Raw genomic sequence first — 20181 nt, forward strand, 5'->3', positions numbered from 1 at the left:
TCTTACTCGGTTGTTACGGGCTGGGCGGCCGCGGCGGGCACGGCATCGGCCGGCGCCACCACACCCATGGACACGATGTACTTCAGCGCCGCATCCACGCTCATATCCAGTTCCACCACATCCTTGCGGGCCAGCATGAGGAAAAAGCCCGAGGTCGGATTCGGCGTGGTCGGCACGTACACGCTCACGTAGTCGCCCACCAGGTGGTTCTTGACGTCGCCGCCGGGCGCGCCGGTCAAAAAGCCTATGGTCCAGGAATTCTGGTGCGGATACGGGATCAGCACCGCCTTGCGAAACGCGTTGCCGGACGACGAAAACAGCGTGTCCGACACCTGTTTGACGCTGGAATACAGCGAGCTGACCACGGGTATGCGGTTCAGCAGGCGCTCCCACAGCCTGACCACGTAGTTGCCGACCAGGTTGTTGGTCAGCAGGCCGGTCAGGAACACGATGAGGATGGTCAGCAGCGTGCCCAGGCCAGGGATGTCGAAGCCGATGAAGGTACGCGGCTGCCAGCGCTCCGGCACGAACAGCAGCGACTGGTCCATGGTGCTGATCACCAGGTTCAGCACCCAGGCCGTGATGGCCAGCGGCACCAGGATCAGCAGGCCGGTAATGAAATATTTACGCATACGCTCTCTCGTGGTCGGATCGGTACGCCCGCCGCTGTGGCGGGCGCGCTTCAGGTGCCGCTGCCGCCGTTGCCGGACGACGGAGCGGGCGCCGGCGCGGCCGGGGCCGATTCGGCCTTCTTCTCGGCCGGGGCGGCGCCGGTGGCGGGCGGCGTGCCGCCGCGGAAGTCGGTGACATACCAGCCGGTGCCCTTGAGCTGGAAGCCGGCCGCGGTCAGTTGCTTCTTGAACGAGGACTTGCCGCACGAGGGGCAAACAGTCAGCTGCGGGTCGGAGATCTTTTGCAAGACATCCTTGGCAAAACCACATTCCTCGCAGCGGTAGGCGTAGATCGGCATCAATTACTCCGCAAAAATCATCAAAACCCTGAATTATAAAGCTTTTTGGACCGGAGTTAGCGGTTTCCTCACTCCAACGCCCAGTGCCCACCGGCCGCTTATGCGCGCGTCCGCACAGTAGAGCTGGGGAGAACCCCTTATAACGATACTACCAACCAAGAAAAAGGAGATCACCATGATCAAGAAACTGTTGCTGGCCGCCGCCATCGCGGGTTCCCTGGGCACGGTCACCCTGCCCGCTTCTTCCGCCGTGATCATCGTCGAGAAAGCGCCGCCGGCGCCGCGCGAGGAGGCTGTGCCGGCGCCCCGCCGCGGCTACGTCTGGGTGCCCGGCTACTGGGATTGGCGCGGACACCGCCACGTGTGGGTCAAGGGCACCTGGGTGCGCGAACGGCGCGGCTATGTCTACCACCAGCCGCAATGGGTGGAACGCAACGGTCACTGGGAAATGCGGCGCGGCAGCTGGGCCCGGGGCGACCGCGACGGTGACGGCGTGCCGAACGGCGCCGACAACCATCCCAACAATCCGCGCCGCGACTAAGCACCAGCATGCCAGGCGGGACTAAGCCCGCCGGCGCCACGCCATCCAGCGCTCCTTGCCCGCGAACACGGGCAGCGAGCCGCTGACGGCCTGATCGGCCTCGCACACAAAGTGAGGGGCCAGCAGTGCCTCCAATTCCTCACGCCGGATGCCAAAGGGCGGCCCCTTGGGCGCCACGTCGAAAAAGAAGAATCCCGCCAGCAGCCCGCCAGCCGGCAGCACCCCGGCCCAGCGCGCCGCCACGCGCGGCCACAGCTCGCGCGGCATGGCGCACAGGAAGGCGCGCTCGTAGATCAGTTCCAGCGGCTCTGCCGGCTCCCAGCTGAAAAAATCGGCCAGCTCGATGCGGCCTGCATGCGGCCCGGCCCCGGCGCGCGCGGCAGCCACGGCGGCCGGCGAAAAATCGATGGCGGTGGCATCCCAGCCCTGCCCTGCCAGGTAGCACAGCTCGTAGGCCGCGCCGCAACCCGGGATCAGGGTGCGCAGCGGCGCCGGCGCATTCTGCACGAAAGCCTGCAGCGCGGCCGGCACCCCGCCCTGGTCCCAGGGCGTGAACCGGCGCTCGAAGCGCTCATCCCAGAAGGCCGGCTGGCGCGGGTCGCGCTGCAGGAAATCGCTCATGGTTCAAAGCAGGTGGTGCCAATGCCCGTAAAACGCATAGCCCAGCAGTCCCAGCACGATGGCGCCGCCGCCAAACAAGAGCACGCCCAGCAGGCGGTTGGTGCGCTGCTGTTCCACGATCAGCACCTTGATCAGCTCGGCATCGTCGCGCGGCTTCTCGCCCTGCTGTTCCAGGGCGCGGTGCAGCAGGCGCGGGAATTGCGGGAAGATGTGGGCATAGCGCGGCGCTTCGGCGCGCAGGCGTTCCCACAGGCCTTTCCAGCCGACCTGCTCGGCCATCCAGCGCTCCAGGTAGGGCTTGGCGGTCTTCCACAGGTCCAGGTCGGGATCGAGCTGGCGCCCCAGTCCTTCGATGTTGAGCAGGGTTTTCTGCAGCAGCACCAGCTGCGGCTGCACTTCCACGTTGAAGCGGCGCGAGGTCTGGAACAGGCGCAGCAGGATCTGGCCAAACGAGATGTCCTTCAGCGGACGGTCGAAGATGGGTTCGCAGCAGGCCCGCACGGCGGCCTCCAGTTCGTCCACCCGGGTTTCCTTGGGCGCCCAGCCGGACTCGATGTGGGCCTCAGCCACGCGCTTGTAGTCGCGCCGGAAAAAGGCCAGGAAGTTCTGCGACAGATAATCCTTGTCGAAGTCGTTCAGGGTGCCCATGATGCCGAAGTCCAGGGCAATGTAGCGGCCAAAGGTGTCCGGCTCGATGGACACGAGGATATTCCCCGGGTGCATGTCGGCGTGGAAGAAGCCGTCGCGGAACACCTGGGTGAAGAAGATTTCCACGCCATCGCTGGACAGTTTTTTCAAGTCCACCCCGGCCTGCTCCAGGCGGTCGATCTGCGACACCGGAATGCCGTGCATGCGCTCCATCACGATCACACTGGGCGAGCAATAGTCCCAGTACATTTCCGGCACCAGCAGCAGCTTGGAGTCGGCGAAGTTGCGGCGCAGCTGGCTGGCGTTGGCGGCCTCGCGCATCAGGTCCAGCTCGTCATGCAGGTATTTGTCGAACTCGGCCACCACCTCTTTCGGCTTGAGGCGCTTGCCCTCGGCCCAGATGCGGCCCACCAGGTCGGCCGCGATGTGCATCAGGGCCACGTCCTCGTCGATCAGCTTTTTCATGCCGGGGCGCAGCACCTTGACCGCCACCTGGGTGCCATCCTTGAGGGTGGCGAAGTGCACCTGGGCGATCGAGGCCGAGGCGACGGGATTGCGCTCGAAATGGGCGAACAGCTGGTCCGGATGGGCGCCCAGCGATTTCTGGATCTGGGCGATCGCCACCTCGGAATCGAAGGGCGGCACCCGGTCCTGCAGGCGCGACAGCTCGACCACCAGGTCGGGCGGGATCAAGTCGCTGCGGGTGGACAGCACCTGGCCGAACTTGACGAAGATCGGCCCCAGCGCCTCCAGCGCCAGGCGCAGCCGCACGGCGCGCGGGGTGGACAGGTCGCGCCAGAAGAACACGCCGTTGATCAGGCGCGCCGTGCGCGGCACGTGCAGGCCGGACATGGCGATATCGTCCAGGCCGTAGCGTATCGCCACGTTCAGGATTTTCAGGAAACGCAGGAATTTCAGTATCATTGGGGCGCTTTCGGTATTGCCTTGGCCAACTGCTCCAGGCGCGCCAGGCGCTTGGCGGCGCGTTCGACATCGTCGCGCAGGCGCGCCACGTCGCTGGAGTAGGATTCGACCGCCTGTGGACGCAGCAAGGTCGGCTGCTCATCGAGCAGGAACTCGGCCACGTTGGCGGCCAGCTTCTGCTGGCCATTGCGGGCAGCCTGCAGCGCGGCCCTGGCGCCGGCCACGGCGCGCACGGCGGCCACCGGGCCGATCAGCCGCTCCAGGTCGTGCTCGGCGTCCCAGCGCAGTGACTTGGACAGGCCGGAAATGGCATTGGCGAACTCGGCGTCACCCTCGATGCGCACATAGGAAAAGGCGCGCTCCCGGTTCTGCGCCATCAGCGGCAGGTCGGACAGCTTGAGGCGGATGGTGACGCTGTCGGCGGCCTCGGCCGGGGCGCTCTCCAGCAGGCCGTCGGCCGTGACGCGCAGGCGCAGCCGGGCCGGGGGCGCATCGATACATGCCACCTTGCCGGCGTGGCGGCGCAGCTCCTGGCGCGCCCAGGCTTCCTGGGCCAGCAGGTGGTTGATGGTGGCCACGGCCGGCAGCGACAGCGGCCCGGCGGCAAACAGCGAAGTAGGAAAGGGTAGATTCACGATAGGTTCGCGGTGGACTCACAAAACAAAACCGCCCGGACATGCGGGCGGTCTCGATCTTACCAGTTTGCCGGCCACAGGCCGGCCCGGCTGAAGGGTTGCGCCTGTGCTTACGCCAGCTGCTGGATGCCGGCCAAACGCCAGCCGTCGTTGCCGGACAGCGGCTTGGACAAATTCCACACTTCCTGGAACGGCTCGGCCAGGGCGTCCGGCGCCGGCTTGATGCGGCCGTTGAAGCGCACACTGGCCAGGTAATCGCTGCCGCTGGTCTCTATGCCCAGCAGTTCGGCGTCTATGCTGACCACGTCGGTGTAGTCGGCTTGCGCACCGCGCTCGGTGATCTGCATCTTCAGCTCGGCAAACACCTCGGGCGTGGTGAATTCGCGGATGTCGGCCACGTCGCCCTTGTCCCAGGCCGCCTGCAAGCGGATGAAGTTGCTCTTGGCCACGCGCAGGAAGGAGGCGGTGTCGAAGTCGGACGGCACACCCCAAGGAGTGTGGGCGGCCGGGGCCGCTGCCGGCGCTGCGGCGCCCGGCTCATACGCGGGCTGCAGGCGCGAGCCGATTTCCGGCGTGCCGCCCTGCTGCGGCATGGAATAGACATTGTCGTAAGCCTTGGCCTGACCGCCGCCGAAGCCGGCCGGCGCAGGCTGGGCCGGACGCTTGCCGCGCACCAGACGGAAGATCAAGTACAGCACGCCGGCGATCAGCGCGATGGTGATCAGCGAGCCCAGCATGCTGGCCATGGCGCCGCCCAGGCCGAAGTGCGACAGCAGAGCGCCCATGCCCAGGCCCAGCAGGGCGCCGCCCAGCACGCCTTTCCACATGCTGGGTTTCTTGGCCGGGACCGCCGGCGGCACGGCCGGGGCCGGCGCAGGAGCGGCCTGGCGCGGCGCCTGCTGCGGCGCGGCGGCAGGCGCGGCCGGCACCCGGCTCACGTTCTGCGACTGGCGGCCGATGGAACGGCCACCGCCCATGGGCTTGGCGGCCACTTCCGCCACCAGGGCGGCGGCGGACAGCGCGATCATGGCGCCGGCCAGGATTTTCTTCATGTTCATGAGGTTTCCCATCACAGTTTGATACCGGTGTGTAAAGCGGCCACACCTGCCGTCAGGTTGTAATACTGGACCCGCTCCAGTCCTGCCTGCTCCATCATGGACTTCAGGGTGTCCTGGTCCGGATGCATGCGGATCGATTCGGCCAGGTAACGGTAGCTGTCGGCATCATTGGCGATCTTCTGGCCCATCCAGGGCAGCACCTTGAAAGAATAAATGTCGTAGGGCTTTTTCAGGGCTTCCGCCACTTTCGAGAACTCCAGCACCAGCAGCTTGCCGCCCGGTTTCAGCACCCGGCGCATTTCGGCCAGCGCCACATCCTTGTGGGTCATGTTGCGCAGGCCGAAGGCGACGCTGACGCGGTCGAAATAATTGTCCGGGAAGGGCAATTTTTCAGCATCACACAGCAAGGTGGGGGTGACCAGGCCGCGATTCAAGAGCCGGTCGCGGCCCACGCGCAGCATGGATTCGTTGATGTCGGTCAGCCAGACCTCGCCGGTGGGACCGGCCTGCCTGGCGAACACCTTGGCCAGGTCGCCGGTGCCGCCGGCAATGTCCAGCACCTTGAAGCCGGGTCGCACGGCGGCGTGGGCGATGGTAAAGGTTTTCCACAGGCGGTGCAGGCCGGCCGACATAACGTCGTTCATCACGTCGTATTTGGCGGCAACGGAATGGAAGACCTTGGCGACTTCGCGCACTTTGTCTTCCTCAGCGACGGTCTTGTAACCGAAATGGGTGGTATTGGTCATGATGGCAGCCTGTTAGTTTGGCTGCATTATACAAGCGGCGTGGCCGGAGACGGCATTAGCTTGACACAGATGAAAGACGGGCGCCGGCAGCACGGTAAGCTCGGCTGATGCAAACCGTCTACCTCGACAGCAGCATCATTTTTCATCTGGCGGCCCCGCCCAGCGCCAATCCGATCACGCGCGCCTGCCAGCGGCTGACCCGGATGTGGTGGGAGACACGGATGATACCGGAGTTGACCTTCATTTCGGAGTTCGTCGAAGCAGACATCCGCAGGCATGTTCCTAAATGGGTGGACAGAAGGCTGGCTGCGGCCCATCGGGTAACGCAGTTGGAACTACAGAAGGGTAACGAATCGCTTGCGGAACTTCTTTTGGCTGCTGGAGGTCTAAAAAGCATGGCGCACGGCCGTCATATTGCCTGCGCAGTCCTGCGGGACATTGAAGTGCTAATGACCTGGAACTGTAGAGACCTTGCCAACGCCCGCACCTTGGGTACCTTGCGCAGCATAATCAACAGTCAACGGCTATCGCCTATCGAGCTGGTTACCCCCTTTGAATTGATGGAGAACAGTCATGAAATTCTATGGCAAAGAAATCCCGCCCGACATAGAAATCCCTGAGTTGGACGCCGACACCATCCAGGAACTTGACGCTTTGCATCAGCGCTGCCTGGCGGAACAGCGTGAATGGGAGGAGTTCCGGAAACTGTATCCCCCTACGGCAACCAACTACTCCAACCGGCCGGTACGCCAACTTGGCATTAATTTCGAAGCATTCCGGCAGTTGCCGCCCCGCGTACGCGCCATCATGCTGTACGTGCAGCGCGAGCACGTTACTCCCTGAGCTTCAACGCGCCGGCAGGTGGCGCCACTCCAGGCCCAGCGCGGCGCGCTTGGGGAAGCCCTTCCACAGGCCGGGATCGGGCTTGATGGTGCCGTCCGCGGCCAGCGGCTGCAAGTCCAGGTAGGATTGCAACGGCTCGCCCTTGAGCTGCACGCCCAGGAAGGCCGTCACGAAGTGCTGGTTGATGTTGTTGATGCGGCGGCTGTCCCATACCGGTTCCGCATAGGCCATGAAATCGTCGAAGTTGGACCAGGCCGCCGGCGAGGGCGGATTCGGCGCCGGGTTGTGGCGCCCGCCCACATAGGTGAGCAGGTAGCGCTCGGCATGCACCGTGCCCTGGAATAAACGCAGCACGCCATCCTGGTAGCCGGCCACGTCATCCTGGTCGCCGCTGATGAACAGCAGCGGCACACGTACCCCGGCCAGTCCTGCCTCGTCCCACACCTTGTGCGCCCCGCCCCAGGGCGCGAACGCCACCACGGCCTTGATGCGCGCATCGCGGGCCGCCCTGTCACGGGCCGCCTCGTATTGCGCATTGCCCTGCTGGTTGACGGCCAGTTGGCCGCCCGGCGCAAACGCCACCGCCGCCGCGCTGATGCCAGCGCCCACCGTGTTCAGGGCGCCGTAGCCGCCCATGGAATAGCCGATCAATGCCGTCCTGTCCGCATCGACCAGGCCGGACAGGAAATGCCCGCTGCCCGGCTTGCTCCAGGCCGCCACGGTATCGAGCACGAACAGATCGTCCAGGCGCCGGTTCAGCAGGGTGCTGGCGAAGCCGGCCTTGTCGGCGCGGGTCGATTCGGGATGGTCGATGGCCACCACCACATAGCCCTTGGACGCCAGGTTCTCGGTCAGGTAGCTCATCTGCAGCCGTGAGCCGGGATAGCCGTGCGACACGATCACCAGCGGATAGCGCTGGCCGGCCGCCGGCGCCGCATCGCGCGCGGCGCGGCCCTTGAACTGGAACGCAGTATTCGGGCGGGCCGGGTTGTTGGGGCCGGAGCCCAGCACGTCGGTGTACACCGTATGCTCGGTTTGTCCGGCAACCAGGCGGGCCGGATACCAGATTTCCAGGGTCAGCTTGCGGGTGTAGCGCGGAGCCGGCTGGTCGGCCGTGGCGCGCAGGATATCGAGCTGGTCGGCATGTTCGGCGGACTGGGCACGGACCCCGACCTGCAGCGGTCCGCGGGCCGCCAGTTCGGGCGCATCGGGCCGCATGTCGCCAAAGTACTCCTGCGCCGCCAGCCACGGCGAGGCCGCGAGCAGTGCCACCGCGATCACGCCCGCCACACCCCGGCGCAATGCCGGCCATCCACCCATCCCCGCCATGCCCATCCCTTCATCAAAAATCGCGCCGCCCACTATTCCATAGGCTTGTGACAAGCCGATGAAACCGCAGGCTGCTGACTTATGACTTTAACAGAACGGCACCAGGCAGCTTGGCCGCCCTTTTATCGAAGGTGTACATGGCAGCGCCGAGTTCTAAACTCTTGGCTAGAATCAAGCAGTTGGCAAAATTGACCGATCGCATATTCCAGAGCAACAGCGCCCGCTGCAACACATACGCATCATCAATTTGCACATCGCCGGAATAAAGCAAGATGGAAAAGATCTCTGCAATGGCAGGCTTGGAATAGCCATAAGCTGTCCGGAAAACCCATTCGGCCTCCAATATGACAAGCAGCGGCACGACCGCCTGCGTCCCGGCCACACGGCAGCTTTCAATGAGCTCAGCCGCCAAGGCAAACTGCACCATATCGTCTTGCACGATATAGCGGACGAGAACATTTGTATCGATGGAGGCCACGGTCATGGCGACATATCCTCTATGGCAACAGTAGCCTGGCCTTCTCGATGCAACCATCCTGCCAGATCGGTAATACTCCCGTTTCTGGGACGCAGCACCACTGTTCCGCCGTCCAGCACCATGAATTGCAACAGGTCTCCCGGACGCAACTTGAGTTGTTCCGTTATATCACGCGGCACTTTTACGGTACCATCGGCATCCACAATCACGTCGCAATCTCGCATGATCAGCCCTCCTTATCCTTCCAGCTTAGAGCAAAAAAGAAGGGCTGCAAGTGAGCTGTATCAGTGCTGGTGGCCGCAGCCGTGGTGGACCGGGGCATGATCCAGCTTGGCGCCGGGGTCGCGCCCGGTGTCGCCTTCGAAGCCGGCCGCGTGCAGGCGTTCCATGTAGTCGCGCCACAGGCCGCCCTGCTCCTTGCCCAGCTTGTACAGGTAGTCCCAGGTGTACAGCCCGGTGTTGTGGCCGTCCGAGAAGGTGGGCTGCACCGCGTAGTTGCCAACCGGGTCGAGCGCGGCAATGCCGACTTCGCGCTTGCCGACCTGTAGCACTTCCTGGCCCGGGCCGTGGCCCTGCACCTCGGCCGAGGGCGAATACACGCGCAGCAGCTCGAACGGAATCGAGAACGTGGCGCCATCGTCGAAGCTCACTTCGAGGATGCGCGATTTGTTGTGGACCGTCAGGCCGATGGGAGTGGCGCTCATGCTGCCTTCCTTTGCTGATTCAAATTTGCTGGTTCAAGCGTTCGACGATGGCCGCATGCAGCGCCGGCAGCAAGGCGCGGCGCGCCGCCAGGGCGGCCGCATCGCCGCTGCGCTGCTGCACGCCCCAGGTCGGCTGCGGGAAATGGGCGTCCTCGCGGTAGCGCGGAATCACATGCCAGTGCACGTGCGGGGTCATGTTGCCGAAGCTGGCCACGTTGACCTTGTCCGGCGCCAGCACGGCGCGCTGCGCCTGCTCCACCGCCCACACCGCGTCCATGACGCGGTTGCGCTGCGCCGGGGTCAAATCCGTCATTTCCTTGACGTGCTCCTGCCACACCACGCGCGTGTAGCCCGGATATTCAGGTTCGTCCACGGCCACCACCGCCAGCCCGGCGTCGCGCCAGAGGATGGCGCCGGCCGGCGGCGCCGCCAGCAGGCTGCACAGGTCGCAGGCCATCACACCAGCACCCGCTCGATGCCGCCGTCATTGGCGCGGCTGACGTATTCCGGCATCCAGTTCTCGCCCAGCAGGTGCTTGGCGATCTCGACCACGATGTAGTCGGCCGTGGTGCCGGCATCCTCGCTGTAGCGCGACACGCCGCCCAGGCAGGCCGGGCAGCTGGTCAGGATCTTGACCTCGCCGTCGAAGCCATCCGCGCGCAGCTTGCCGGCGCCCTTGATGACTTCCTCTTCCTTGCGGAAGCGCACCTGGGTCGAGATGTCGGGACGCGCCACCATCAGCGTGCCCGAGTCGCCGCAGCAGCGGTCGTTCTTCTCGATCTTGACGTTGTCGTGCGTCGCGATCAGGCCATTGACGGTCTTGGTCGCTTCCTGCAGCTTCATGGGCGTGTGGCAGGGCTCATGGTACATATAGCGGGTGCCGGTCACGCCTTCCAGCCTGACGCCCTTCTCCAGCAGGTATTCATGGATGTCCATGATGCGGCAGCCGGGGAAGATCTTCTCGAACTCGTAGGTGGCCAGCTGGTCGTAGCAGGTGCCGCATGAGACCAGCACGGTCTTGATGTCCAGGTAGTTGAGCGTGTTGGCCATGCGGTGGAACAGCACGCGGTTATCCGTCATCATCTTGTCGGCCTTGTCGTACTGGCCCGAGCCGCGCTGCGGATAGCCGCAGCACAGGTAGCCCGGCGGCAGCACGGTCTGCACCCCGACTTCCCACAGCATGGCCTGGGTCGCCAGGCCCACTTGCGAGAACAGGCGCTCCGAGCCGCAGCCCGGGAAGTAGAACACCGCTTCCGTATCGGCCGTGGTGGTTTTGGGATTGCGGATGATGGGAATGACCTTGTCGTCCTCGATATCGAGCAGGGCGCGCGCGGTTTTCTTGGGCAGGTTGCCCGGCATCTTCTTGTTGATGAAGTGGATCACCTGCTCGCGCACCGGAGGCTTGCCCACGGTTGGCGGCGGCGCCTTGGTCTGCTTCCTGGCAAACTTCTTCAGGATATCGTTGCCCAGGCGCTGGGCCTTGTAGCCCAGGCCCACCATGGCCGCGCGGGTGGCGTTGATGGTGGCCGGGTCCGTGGCGTTCAGGTAGAACATGGCTGCCGCCTTGCCGGGATTGAAGGACTTCTTGTCCATCTTGCGCAGCAGGTTGCGCATGTTCATGGACACGTCGCCGAAGTCGATGTTGACCGGACAGGGCGTGACGCACTTGTGGCACACGGTGCAGTGGTCGGCCACGTCCTCGAACTCTTCCCAGTGCTTGATGGAGATGCCGCGCCGGGTCTGTTCCTCGTACAGGAAGGCTTCGATCAGGGACGAGGTGGCCAGGATCTTGTCGCGCGGCGAGTACAGCAGGTTGGCGCGCGGCACGTGGGTCGAGCACACCGGTTTGCACTTGCCGCAGCGCAGGCAATCCTTGACGCTGTTGGCGATGGCGCCGATGTCGCTTTGCTGCATGATCAGCGATTCGTGGCCCATCAGGCCGAACGACGGCGTATAAGCATTGGACAAATCCGCTTCCATGCCGGGCAGGTTCAGCAGCTTGCCCTTGTTGAAGCGGCCTTCCGGGTCTACCCGCTGCTTGTAGGCGCGGAAGGACGAGATTTCATCCTCGGTGAGGAACTCCAGCTTGGTGATGCCGATGCCGTGCTCGCCCGAGATCACGCCGTTCAGCGAACGGGCCAGGGTCATGATGCGGGCCACGGCCTGGTGCGCCAGCTGCAGCATCTCGTAATGGTCGGAGTTGACCGGCAAGTTGGTGTGCACATTGCCGTCACCGGCGTGCATGTGCAGCGCCACGAACACGCGGCCGCGCAGCACGCGCTTGTGGATGGCCGTGGCTTCGTCCAGGATCAGCTTGTAGGCGGCGCCGTTGAAGATCTGGCGCAGCACGGCGCGGATTTCCGTCTTCCAGCTGATGCGCACGGTGCGGTCCTGCACCACGTCGAACAGGGTGGCTTGCGGCTGCACTTGCAGGCGCTGTTCCAGCACCGGGGCCAGCTTGTCCAGGCCGTGCGAGGACAGGGCGGGTATCGCCTCGCCCAGCGGCTGGTCCAGCTGCTCCAGCACATAGGTCCAGCGCGACCGCACCTGATCCAGCAGGGCCAGGGCCTGCTGGCCGCGGTCGCCCAGCATTTCGGCGTCGCCCACGCTGTCGTCGGCGTCGTCACTCTTGCCGACCGGGAGGTTGCCGGCCGCGAAGAACTCGCGCAGCTCATCGGCCAGCTGCAGCTTGTTCTTGATCGACAGCTCGACGTTGATGCGCTCGATGCCGTCAGTGTACTCGCCCATGCGGTTGAGCGGGATCACCACGTCCTCGTTGATCTTGAAGGCGTTGGTGTGCTTTGCGATGGCGGCGGTGCGGGCGCGGTCCAGCCAGAACTTCTTGCGCGCCTCGGGGCTCACAGCGACAAAGCCCTCGCCCACACGGGTGTTCGCCAGGCGCACCACTTCCGAGGCGGCCAGGGCCACGGCGTCTTCGTTGTCGCCCACGATGTCGCCGAACAGCGCCATCTTGGGCAGCACGCCGCGCTTGGACTTGGTGGCGTAGCCCACCGCGCGCAGGTAGCGTTCGTCCAGGTGCTCCAGGCCGGCCAGGCGCAGGGTGCTGTACTGCTCGCCCTTGGCCGGCAGGCTGTCCAGGTAATCCTTGATCTCGACGATCGACGGGATCGCGTCGCGCGCCTGGCCGAAGAATTCCAGGCACACGGTGCGGGTGTATTTGGGCATCTTGTGCAGGATCCAGCGGCCCGAAGTGATCATGCCGTCGCAGCCTTCCTTTTGCACGCCCGGCAGGCCGGCCAGGAACTTGTCGGTCACGTCCTTGCCCAGGCCTTCCTTGCGGAATACGCGACCGGCGATTTCCAGGATCTCGGTCTTGAACGGCGCGCCCTTGGCCTCGCCCCTGGCGCTGGGATGGGTCCATTCCAGCTTGAAGCGGGCCAGCGGCGTGTCATGGATCTTCGACAGGTTGTGGTCCAGGCGCGTGACTTCCAGCCAGTCGCCGTTCGGGTCCACCATGCGCCAGGAGGCCAGGTTGTCCAGCGCCGTGCCCCACAGCACGGCTTTCTTGCCGCCCGCGTTCATGGCGATGTTGCCGCCCACGGTGGAGGCGTGGGCCGAGGTCGGGTCCACCGCGAACACGAAGCCTGCCTTCTCGGCCGCTTCCGACACCTTGTTGGTGATCACGCCGGCGCCGGTGTAGATGGTGGCGTACTCGCGCTCCAGGCCGGGCAGCACCTTCATTTCCACCGGGCCGATGTTGAGCAGCTTCTCGGTGTTGATGACGGCCGACATCGGCGTCAGCGGAATGGCGCCGCCCGTGTAGCCGGTACCGCCGCCGCGCGGGATCACGGTCAGGCCCAGTTCGATGCAGCCTTTCACCAGGCCGGCCATTTCCTCTTCGCTGTCCGGGGTCAGCACCACGAACGGGTACTCGACGCGCCAGTCGGTGGCGTCGGTTACGTGACTGATGCGCTTCATGCCGTCGAAGCAGATGTTGTGCTTGTCCGTGTAGCGGCCCAGCACTTTATAGGTGCGCTTGCGCAGGTCGTAGGTGGCGCGGAACTGCTCGCCGAAATCGGCTACCGCTTTTTGCGCGGCCTTGACCAGCTTTTCCACGTTGGCACTGCGCTGGCGCGCCTCGGCCGCGTCCTGGCCCTCGGCCTGGGCGTCCACGGTCAGGCGGCGCTTGTCGACTTCGGCCAGGCGGTGGTGCAGGGCGTTGATCAGCTCCTGGCGGCGCTTGGGATTGTCCAGCAAGTCATCCTGCAGGTAGGGATTGCGCAGCACGGCCCAGATATCGCCCAGCACCTCGTACAGCATGCGCGCCGAGCGGCCGGTCTGGCGCGCGCCGCGCAGCACATCAAGCAAGCTCCAGGCCTCTTCCCCCAGCAGCCGGATGACGATCTCGCGATCGGAAAACGACGTGTAGTTGTAGGGGATTTCACGCAGACGGGTGGGCGCGGGACCATGGGGCGTTTCCGCCAGCAAAGCTTGGATTTGTGCAGGGGCATTCATTGGTGTGTGACGTGTAGACTGAACCCGGGGCGACCATTCTAGCCTATTGCGTCGCACAACGCCGGAACAGCCTTAGGCCGCCGAAGGGTACTCGCCAGCCCCGTTTGCCGCACAAAATTCGCATTCACAGCATTTCATTGGCATAAAATTGCCCGCGCCGCCACCTGGCGAAATAATGTTTATACATACGGCGATATGACAGAATCGCTACACCACGATGATCAGGACAGCAATTCGCCGATCTTGTGCCACACGCCGTCCGGCACGTACAACAACAGCGTGGTCATGCACAGGTAGCGCGCGCACTTGCCGACCGCCATGTACGCCAGGCTGGGCCAGAATGGCAGCCGCAGCCAGCCCGCCAGCGTGCACAGCGGATCGCCGATGCCGGGCAGCCAGGCCAGCAGCATGGTCTTGGCGCCGTAGCGCTCCAGCCAATGGAACCAGCGGCTCTTGCGCTCCTTGGCGAAGGTTTGCTTGGCTTGCCAGCCCATCCAGTAATCGACCGCCCCGCCCAGGGTGTTGCCCAGGGTGGCCACGGCGATGGCGCTCCAGTACAGCTCGGGATTGGCCTTGATCACGGCAAACACGGCCGGTTCCGAGCCCAGCGGCAGCAAGGTGGCCGAAACGAACGCGATCAGGAATACCGAAGTCAGCCCCACCTTGGGAACGGCGAGCACGTTGAGCAGCCAGGCGATTGCTGTTTCTATCATGGAAATTGGGCTGGACGAAAGCTGTCCATTATAATGAGTCCCACCCGCACGATTGAACAGTCCGGCGCGCGCTCCATCCGCGCCGCGCCAGCGCCCTTGCCGTCCCCGGTCACCAGCCGGTTTTACGCATGTCCATGTCCCCAGTCCCCGACTGGCCCGGAACCATACCGCCTGTATAGTCTGTAGACCATGACCATCGATTACCTGAAGAAAACCCTGACCGCGCGCGTCTATGACGTGGCCACTGAAACCCCGCTGGAACTGGCGCCGACCCTGTCGCAGCGCTACGAGAACCGAATTTATTTCAAGCGCGAGGACATGCAGAGCGTGTTCAGCTTCAAGATTCGTGGCGCCTACAACAAGATGGCCCAGCTCAGCGACGCCCAGCGCAAGCGCGGCGTGATTTGCGCCTCGGCCGGCAACCACGCCCAGGGCGTGGCCCTGTCGGCGGCCCGCATGGGCTGCCGCGCCGTGATCGTGATGCCCACCACCACCCCGCTGGTCAAGGTGGACGCGGTCAAGGCGCGCGGCGGCGCCATGGTGGAGGTGGAACTGTATGGCGAGTCGTACACGGACGCCTACCACCACGCCCTGACCCTGGAAAAAGAGCAGAAGCTGACCTTCGTCCACCCCTTCGACGATCCGGACGTGATTGCCGGCCAGGGCACCATAGGCATGGAAATCCTGCGCCAGCATTCCGGTCCCATCCACGCCATCTTCGTGCCCATCGGCGGCGGCGGCCTGATTGCCGGCATCGCCGCCTACGTCAAGCAGATCCGTCCCGACATCAAGGTGATCGGCGTGCAGACCCTGGATTCGGACGCCATGGCGCGCAGCCTGAAGGCGGGCCAGCGCGTCACCCTGGCCGACGTCGGCCTGTTCGCGGACGGCACCGCCGTGCGCCTGGCCGGCGAGGAAACCTTCCGCCTGGTGCAGCAGTACGTGGACGACATCATCGTGGTCGACACCGACGCCATCTGCGCCGCCATCAAGGACGTGTTCACCGATACGCGCAGCATCCTGGAGCCGTCCGGCGCGCTGTCCATCGCCGGCGCCAAGGCCTATGTCGAGCGCGCCGCGCTGACCAAGGACCCGGTCAAGAATGAAACCCTGGTCACCATCGCCAGCGGCGCCAACATGAACTTCGACCGCCTGCGCTTCGTGGCCGAGCGGGCCGAGCTGGGCGAATCGCGCGAAGCCGTGTTTGCCGTCACCCTGCCCGAGCAGCGCGGCAGCTTCAAGCGCTTCTGCTCGCTGGTGGGGCCGCGCAATGTGACCGAGTTCAATTACCGCATCAGCGACCAGGCCCAGGCCCATGTGTTTGTCGGCATCCAGATCGCCGACCGCGGCGAGTCCGGCGCGCTGGCGCGCAAGTTCGAGCAGAACGATTTCCAGACCCTGGACCTGACCCACGACGAGCTGGCCAAGGCCCACATCCGCCACCTGGTGGGCGGCAAGAGCGCGCTGGCCCAAGACGAGCTGCTGTACCGCTTCGAGTTCCCCGAGCGTCCCGGTGCGCTGATGCGCTTCCTCGATTCGATGGCGCCCAACTGGAATATTTCGCTGTGCCACTACCGCAGCCAGGGCGGCGACGTGGGCCGCATCCTGATCGGCCTGCAGGTGCCGCCGGAGGACGCCAGCGCCTTCACCCAGTTCCTGACCACGCTGGGCTACCGCTACTGGGACGAGACCAACAACCCGGTCTACAAGCTGTTCCTGGGCTGAGGACGTTTCAAAACGACCGTGGCGTTGTTGCGGCTCCTTGCCGTGCAGGCGCACTGTCTTCGGAGCTGCGCCTAGCCACGCTCGTTTGAAACGCCTCGACAAAATGGGGGCGCACCGTAGAGTGCGCCCCTTTTTCATTGCCGAATCTATAATTTCTGGCTGTAACGTCTCCCAGGAGCAGCCATGCCCGACGACCTGCAGTTTTCCAACAACTATCACGACCTCAGCAATTCCTCCGGCGTCGATGCCGGTTTCCAGTTCGAGTTCTATTGCCAGCGCTGCAGCGACCGCTGGCGCACCAGTTTCCAGCCCTACCGCAGCGGCCAGGCCTCGGGCTGGATGCAAAAGGGCGCCGGCCTGTTCGGTGGCCTGCTGGGCAGCGCCAGCAGCGTGCTGAACGGCATGGCCGAAGCCGGCTGGCACAGCGCCCGCGACGGCGCCTTCCGGGAGGCGGTGGAAGAAGCCAAGGGCCATTTCAACCGCTGCGGCCATTGCCACAACTACGTGTGCGCTCCCTGCTTCGACAGCGCCAACGGCCTGTGCTTCAATTGCGCACCCAATGTCAACGTCGCCATCACGCGGGCCCGGGCCCAGGGCGAGGTGACGCAGGCATCGGAAAACGCCAACATCGAAGGCCGCACGCGCGGCGCCCGGCGCGACGTGGCGCAGGACATGCAGCTGGTCTGCCCGCAATGCCGCACCGAGACACACGGCGCCAAGTTCTGTCCCGAGTGCGGCCACAAGATGGCGCAGCAAACCGCCTGCAGCGCCTGCTCCGCCAAGCTGGAACCGGGCACCAAGTTCTGCACCGAATGCGGCCATCGTCAATAAACCCCTGTGTCATGTCTAACCTGGTGTCTAACCCCGGTAACCCCGGTGTCATAACCCCGGTGTCAGGTCTGCCATTGGTAACCCCGGTGTCAGGTCTGCCATTGGTACATGAGCTCGCCTTCGGAGGCAGCCTCATGTACCAATGGCAGATCTGACACCGTGGGGCCCATGTACCAATGGCAGATCTGACACCGTGGGGCCGACACCGTGGGGCCGTGGGGGTGGACACCTGGCTGGCGGGGGCGCGTTACAATGGGACCTTACTTGTCATTTTTACCGCCATGACCAACACCGCAGACCAGTCCCCTCTGGGCAAGACTTCCGCCTACCGCAGCGATTACGCCCCGGAGCTGCTGTTCCCCATCCCGCGCCAGGGCAAGCGCGATGAGCTGGGCCTGACCGGCACCCTGCCCTTCTTTGGCGTCGATATCTGGAACGCCTACGAAATCTCGTGGCTGAACCAGCGCGGCAAGCCGCAGGTGGCCATTGCCCGCATCACGGTGCCGGCCGACTCGCCCAACATCATCGAATCGAAGTCCTTCAAGCTGTACCTGAACTCCTTCAACCAGACCCGCCTCGACAGCGTGGTGGCGCTGAAGAACCTGCTGGTGCAGGATTTGTCCAAGGGCTTCGGCGCCAACGTCCACATCACCCTGACCCAGCCCGAGGAATTCGGCATGCTGGCCATGGGCGAACTGGACGGCCTGCTGCTGGACCGCCTCGATATCGAAGTCGACAGTTACAGCCCTGCCCCAGAACTGCTCAAGGCCAACTTCGACGAGGCCCCGGTGGAGGAGAAACTGGTCTCGCACCTGCTCAAGTCCAACTGCCTGGTGACCGGCCAACCCGACTGGGGCAGCGTGCAAATCCATTACGCCGGCCCGCAAATCGACCAGGAAAGCCTGCTGCGCTACCTGATCGGCTTCCGTGAGCACAATGAATTCCACGAGCAGTGCGTGGAGCGCATCTTCACCGACATCCTGCGCCAGTGCCAGCCGCAGCAGCTGGCCGTGTACGCCCGCTACACCCGCCGCGGCGGCCTGGACATCAACCCCTGGCGCAGCAACTTCAGCACGGCCCAGCGCCCGCCCAATTTGCGCGGCGCGCGACAGTAACAGATTTTTCTCAGCGCCAACAGAAAACAGGCGTATGATGGGCATCCATGGCGCATATGCCCCCGGCCGTATCACTGTCCGGCTTGGGGCCCATAAAAACGCGCAAATTTGGCTTGAATGCCCCGCTCCCAGCGAAAAGACGGTATTTGTCGGCTTTACTACCCGGATATAGCGCACACCCACTTCGGTGCATTTTGGATCGAGCCCGGACCGGCCCCGGACGCCCAGTGGCGGACGCCCCGGCGGTCCGCCGGCGCCAGTGAATTCGTTACATGGCGCCCAAACAGGCCTATAATTCTGCTCGCATGCCACCCTTGTGCGCCGCACCATTTTACGTCGCCTTATGAACAATCTAAGCAAAATACTCTCGCTGGAAAATGTCCTGCTGGATCTGGAAGTGTCGAGCAAAAAGCGCGCTTTCGAACAGGCCGGCCTCATATTCGAGAACAATTGCGGTATCGCCCGCTCCACCGTGTCGGACAACCTGTTTGCGCGCGAGCGCCTGGGGTCCACCGGCCTGGGCCATGGCGTGGCCGTCCCGCACGGCCGCATCAAGGGCATGAAGAGCCTGAAGTCGCCGCTGGCCGCCTTCGTGCGCCTGTCCGAGGCGATTCCCTTCGAATCGCCGGACGGCAAGCCGGTCAACCTGCTGTTCTTCCTGCTGATCCCCGACCACGTGACCCAGCAGCACCTGGAAATCCTGTCCGAGATCGCCGAAATGTTCTCCGACGACGCCTTCCGCACGGCGCTCTCCACCGATCCCGATCCGCGTTCGGTGCACGCCCGCATCACCAATTGGCTGCCGTCGCTGCAGGCGGCCGGCTGATCCACGGCCGGGCAAATCGGTTACACTCGGGTTTCAACCCACCCTCCAGTAAAGACCGCCCATGCTGCAAACTCCGCTGACGATACAACGGCTGTATGACGACAATCGCGAAAGTTTGCAACTCGGGTGGTTTGCCGGCTTTCCCGGCGGCGAACGCCTGATCTCGGGCGACGTGGCCTCGGCGGCCGACCAGGTCGGCCACCTGAACACCATCCACCCGGGCCGCATCCAGGTGTTCGGCCACCAGGAAATCAATTACTACCAGCGCCTCAAGTCGCTCACGCGCAGCCACGTCATCGGCGAACTGATCGCGGGCGGGCCGCCGGCCCTCATCATCGCCCAGGGCCTGGAGACGCCGCCCGACATCCTGGCCATCTGCGACGAGAAAAACATCCCGCTGTTTTCCACCCCGCTGCCGGCCGCGCAGGTGATCGACTTCCTGCGCGTCTACCTGTCCAAGAAGCTGGCGCAGCGCGTCATCATGCACGGCGTGTTCATGGACGTGCTGGGCGTGGGCGTGCTGATCACGGGCGATTCCGGCCTGGGCAAGAGCGAGCTGGGCCTGGAGCTGATTTCGCGCAGCCACGGCCTGGTGGCTGACGACGCGGTGGAATTCTCGCGCATCGCGCCCAACATGATCGAGGGCCGCTGCCCGCCGCTGCTGCAGAATCTGCTGGAAGTGCGCGGGCTGGGGCTGCTGGACATCAAGGCCATCTTTGGCGAGACGGCGGTGCGGCGCAAGATGCGCCTCAAGCTGATCGTGCACCTGGTGCGGCGCGGGGCGGCGGACGAGGAAGTGGAACGGCTGCCGTTCCAGTTCCCCACCGAGGATGTGCTGGGGCTGCCGATCCGCAAGGTGGTGATACCGGTGGCGGCCGGCCGCAACATCGCCGTGCTGCTGGAAGCCGCCGTGCGCAACACCATCCTCCAGCTGCGCGGCATCGACACGCTGCAGGAGTTCATGGAGCGCCAGCGCCAGGCCATGAGCGGAGACTAAG

General features: G+C 64.6%; 22 protein-coding genes. 8 read left to right on the forward strand and 14 right to left on the reverse strand.

The features are described from left to right. Nucleotides 1–2: 2 nt before the first annotated feature. Together ACLB1G_RS08965 and ACLB1G_RS08970 are read right to left on the reverse strand one after the other, a co-directional pair. On the reverse strand, nt 3–632 hold the full coding sequence (locus tag ACLB1G_RS08965; RefSeq protein ID WP_491626860.1) for a DUF502 domain-containing protein: 630 nt from the start codon (nt 630–632) through the stop codon (nt 3–5). A 50-nt stretch (nt 633–682) separates the two neighbouring features. After that, nucleotides 683–970: an FmdB family zinc ribbon protein gene (locus ACLB1G_RS08970; protein ID WP_491626861.1), complete on the reverse strand. Its 288-nt coding sequence runs from the start codon at nt 968–970 to the stop codon at nt 683–685. 175 nt (nt 971–1145) lie between these two features. On the opposite strand from ACLB1G_RS08970, the gene ACLB1G_RS08975 reads away from it, so the two are divergent. Then, the gene (locus ACLB1G_RS08975; protein ID WP_491626862.1) at nt 1146–1511 is read left to right on the forward strand and encodes a YXWGXW repeat-containing protein; all 366 of its coding nucleotides are present in this window, start codon (nt 1146–1148) and stop codon (nt 1509–1511) included. A gap of 21 nt (nt 1512–1532) precedes the next feature. Here ACLB1G_RS08975 and ACLB1G_RS08980 read toward each other — a convergent pair whose 3' ends face one another. The 5 genes from ACLB1G_RS08980 to ubiE form a co-directional block, all read right to left on the reverse strand. Continuing rightward, the gene (locus ACLB1G_RS08980; RefSeq protein WP_491626863.1) at nt 1533–2132 is read right to left on the reverse strand and encodes a methyltransferase domain-containing protein; all 600 of its coding nucleotides are present in this window, start codon (nt 2130–2132) and stop codon (nt 1533–1535) included. Nucleotides 2133–2135: 3 nt separating this feature from the next. Then, on the reverse strand, nt 2136–3704 hold the full coding sequence (ubiB, locus tag ACLB1G_RS08985) for a ubiquinone biosynthesis regulatory protein kinase UbiB (RefSeq protein ID WP_491626864.1): 1569 nt from the start codon (nt 3702–3704) through the stop codon (nt 2136–2138). After that, the gene (locus tag ACLB1G_RS08990; protein ID WP_491626865.1) at nt 3701–4339 is read right to left on the reverse strand and encodes a ubiquinone biosynthesis accessory factor UbiJ; all 639 of its coding nucleotides are present in this window, start codon (nt 4337–4339) and stop codon (nt 3701–3703) included. The genes ubiB and ACLB1G_RS08990 overlap by 4 nt, the downstream gene beginning before the upstream one ends. Nucleotides 4340–4449: 110 nt before the next feature. Then, entirely contained in the window at nt 4450–5397 is a 948-nt protein-coding gene (locus ACLB1G_RS08995) for a Tim44 domain-containing protein (protein ID WP_491626866.1), read from the reverse strand. 11 nt (nt 5398–5408) lie between these two features. Further along, complete coding sequence (gene ubiE / locus ACLB1G_RS09000) at nt 5409–6143, reverse strand: bifunctional demethylmenaquinone methyltransferase/2-methoxy-6-polyprenyl-1,4-benzoquinol methylase UbiE (protein WP_491626867.1); 735 nt, start codon at nt 6141–6143, stop codon at nt 5409–5411. A 107-nt stretch (nt 6144–6250) separates the two neighbouring features. On the opposite strand from ubiE, the gene ACLB1G_RS09005 reads away from it, so the two are divergent. Further along, on the forward strand, nt 6251–6763 hold the full coding sequence (locus ACLB1G_RS09005; RefSeq protein ID WP_491626868.1) for a PIN domain-containing protein: 513 nt from the start codon (nt 6251–6253) through the stop codon (nt 6761–6763). Beyond that, complete coding sequence (locus ACLB1G_RS09010; protein WP_491626869.1) at nt 6717–6986, forward strand: hypothetical protein; 270 nt, start codon at nt 6717–6719, stop codon at nt 6984–6986. Before ACLB1G_RS09005 ends, ACLB1G_RS09010 begins: the two co-directional genes overlap by 47 nt. A gap of 3 nt (nt 6987–6989) precedes the next feature. Here the strand turns inward: ACLB1G_RS09010 and ACLB1G_RS09015 are convergent, their stop codons facing one another. The 7 genes from ACLB1G_RS09015 to ACLB1G_RS09045 all read right to left on the reverse strand — a co-directional run bounded on the left by ACLB1G_RS09015 (nt 6990) and on the right by ACLB1G_RS09045 (nt 14686). Beyond that, nucleotides 6990–8315, reverse strand: coding sequence for an alpha/beta hydrolase family protein (locus ACLB1G_RS09015; RefSeq protein ID WP_491626870.1), 1326 nt, complete (start codon nt 8313–8315; stop codon nt 6990–6992). A 79-nt stretch (nt 8316–8394) separates the two neighbouring features. Further along, on the reverse strand, nt 8395–8799 hold the full coding sequence (locus ACLB1G_RS09020) for a type II toxin-antitoxin system VapC family toxin (RefSeq protein WP_491626871.1): 405 nt from the start codon (nt 8797–8799) through the stop codon (nt 8395–8397). Then, nucleotides 8796–9017 carry an AbrB/MazE/SpoVT family DNA-binding domain-containing protein gene (locus ACLB1G_RS09025; protein WP_491626872.1) on the reverse strand — a complete coding sequence of 74 codons (222 nt, stop codon included), beginning with the start codon at nt 9015–9017 and terminating at the stop codon, nt 8796–8798. The genes ACLB1G_RS09020 and ACLB1G_RS09025 overlap by 4 nt, the downstream gene beginning before the upstream one ends. Nucleotides 9018–9077: 60 nt before the next feature. After that, nucleotides 9078–9497, reverse strand: coding sequence for a gamma-butyrobetaine hydroxylase family protein (locus tag ACLB1G_RS09030; RefSeq protein ID WP_491626873.1), 420 nt, complete (start codon nt 9495–9497; stop codon nt 9078–9080). Between the two features lie 19 nt (nt 9498–9516). After that, entirely contained in the window at nt 9517–9954 is a 438-nt protein-coding gene (locus ACLB1G_RS09035; protein WP_491626874.1) for an HIT family protein, read from the reverse strand. Continuing rightward, nucleotides 9954–13973 carry a DUF3683 domain-containing protein gene (locus ACLB1G_RS09040; protein ID WP_491626875.1) on the reverse strand — a complete coding sequence of 1340 codons (4020 nt, stop codon included), beginning with the start codon at nt 13971–13973 and terminating at the stop codon, nt 9954–9956. Before ACLB1G_RS09040 ends, ACLB1G_RS09035 begins: the two co-directional genes overlap by 1 nt. 221 nt (nt 13974–14194) lie before the next feature. Continuing rightward, nucleotides 14195–14686 (reverse strand): YqaA family protein, encoded by a 492-nt coding sequence (locus ACLB1G_RS09045; protein WP_491626876.1) that lies wholly within the window; start codon nt 14684–14686, stop codon nt 14195–14197. A 189-nt stretch (nt 14687–14875) separates the two neighbouring features. Between ACLB1G_RS09045 and ilvA the strand changes: the two genes are divergently transcribed. The 5 genes from ilvA (at nt 14876) to hprK (ending at nt 20180) form a co-directional block, all read left to right on the forward strand. Continuing rightward, complete coding sequence (gene ilvA / locus ACLB1G_RS09050; protein ID WP_491626877.1) at nt 14876–16411, forward strand: threonine ammonia-lyase, biosynthetic; 1536 nt, start codon at nt 14876–14878, stop codon at nt 16409–16411. Nucleotides 16412–16594: 183 nt separating this feature from the next. Continuing rightward, nucleotides 16595–17242, forward strand: a complete 648-nt coding sequence (locus ACLB1G_RS09055) for a zinc ribbon domain-containing protein (RefSeq protein ID WP_491626878.1) — start codon at nt 16595–16597, stop codon at nt 17240–17242. Between the two features lie 281 nt (nt 17243–17523). Next, on the forward strand, nt 17524–18357 hold the full coding sequence (gene queF / locus ACLB1G_RS09060; RefSeq protein ID WP_491626879.1) for an NADPH-dependent 7-cyano-7-deazaguanine reductase QueF: 834 nt from the start codon (nt 17524–17526) through the stop codon (nt 18355–18357). A gap of 343 nt (nt 18358–18700) precedes the next feature. After that, nucleotides 18701–19183, forward strand: coding sequence for a PTS sugar transporter subunit IIA (locus tag ACLB1G_RS09065; protein ID WP_491626880.1), 483 nt, complete (start codon nt 18701–18703; stop codon nt 19181–19183). A 61-nt stretch (nt 19184–19244) separates the two neighbouring features. Further along, nucleotides 19245–20180 carry an HPr(Ser) kinase/phosphatase gene (hprK, locus tag ACLB1G_RS09070; RefSeq protein ID WP_491626881.1) on the forward strand — a complete coding sequence of 312 codons (936 nt, stop codon included), beginning with the start codon at nt 19245–19247 and terminating at the stop codon, nt 20178–20180. Nucleotide 20181 lies beyond the last annotated feature (1 nt).

The organism is Duganella kummerowiae (assembly GCF_053572355.1).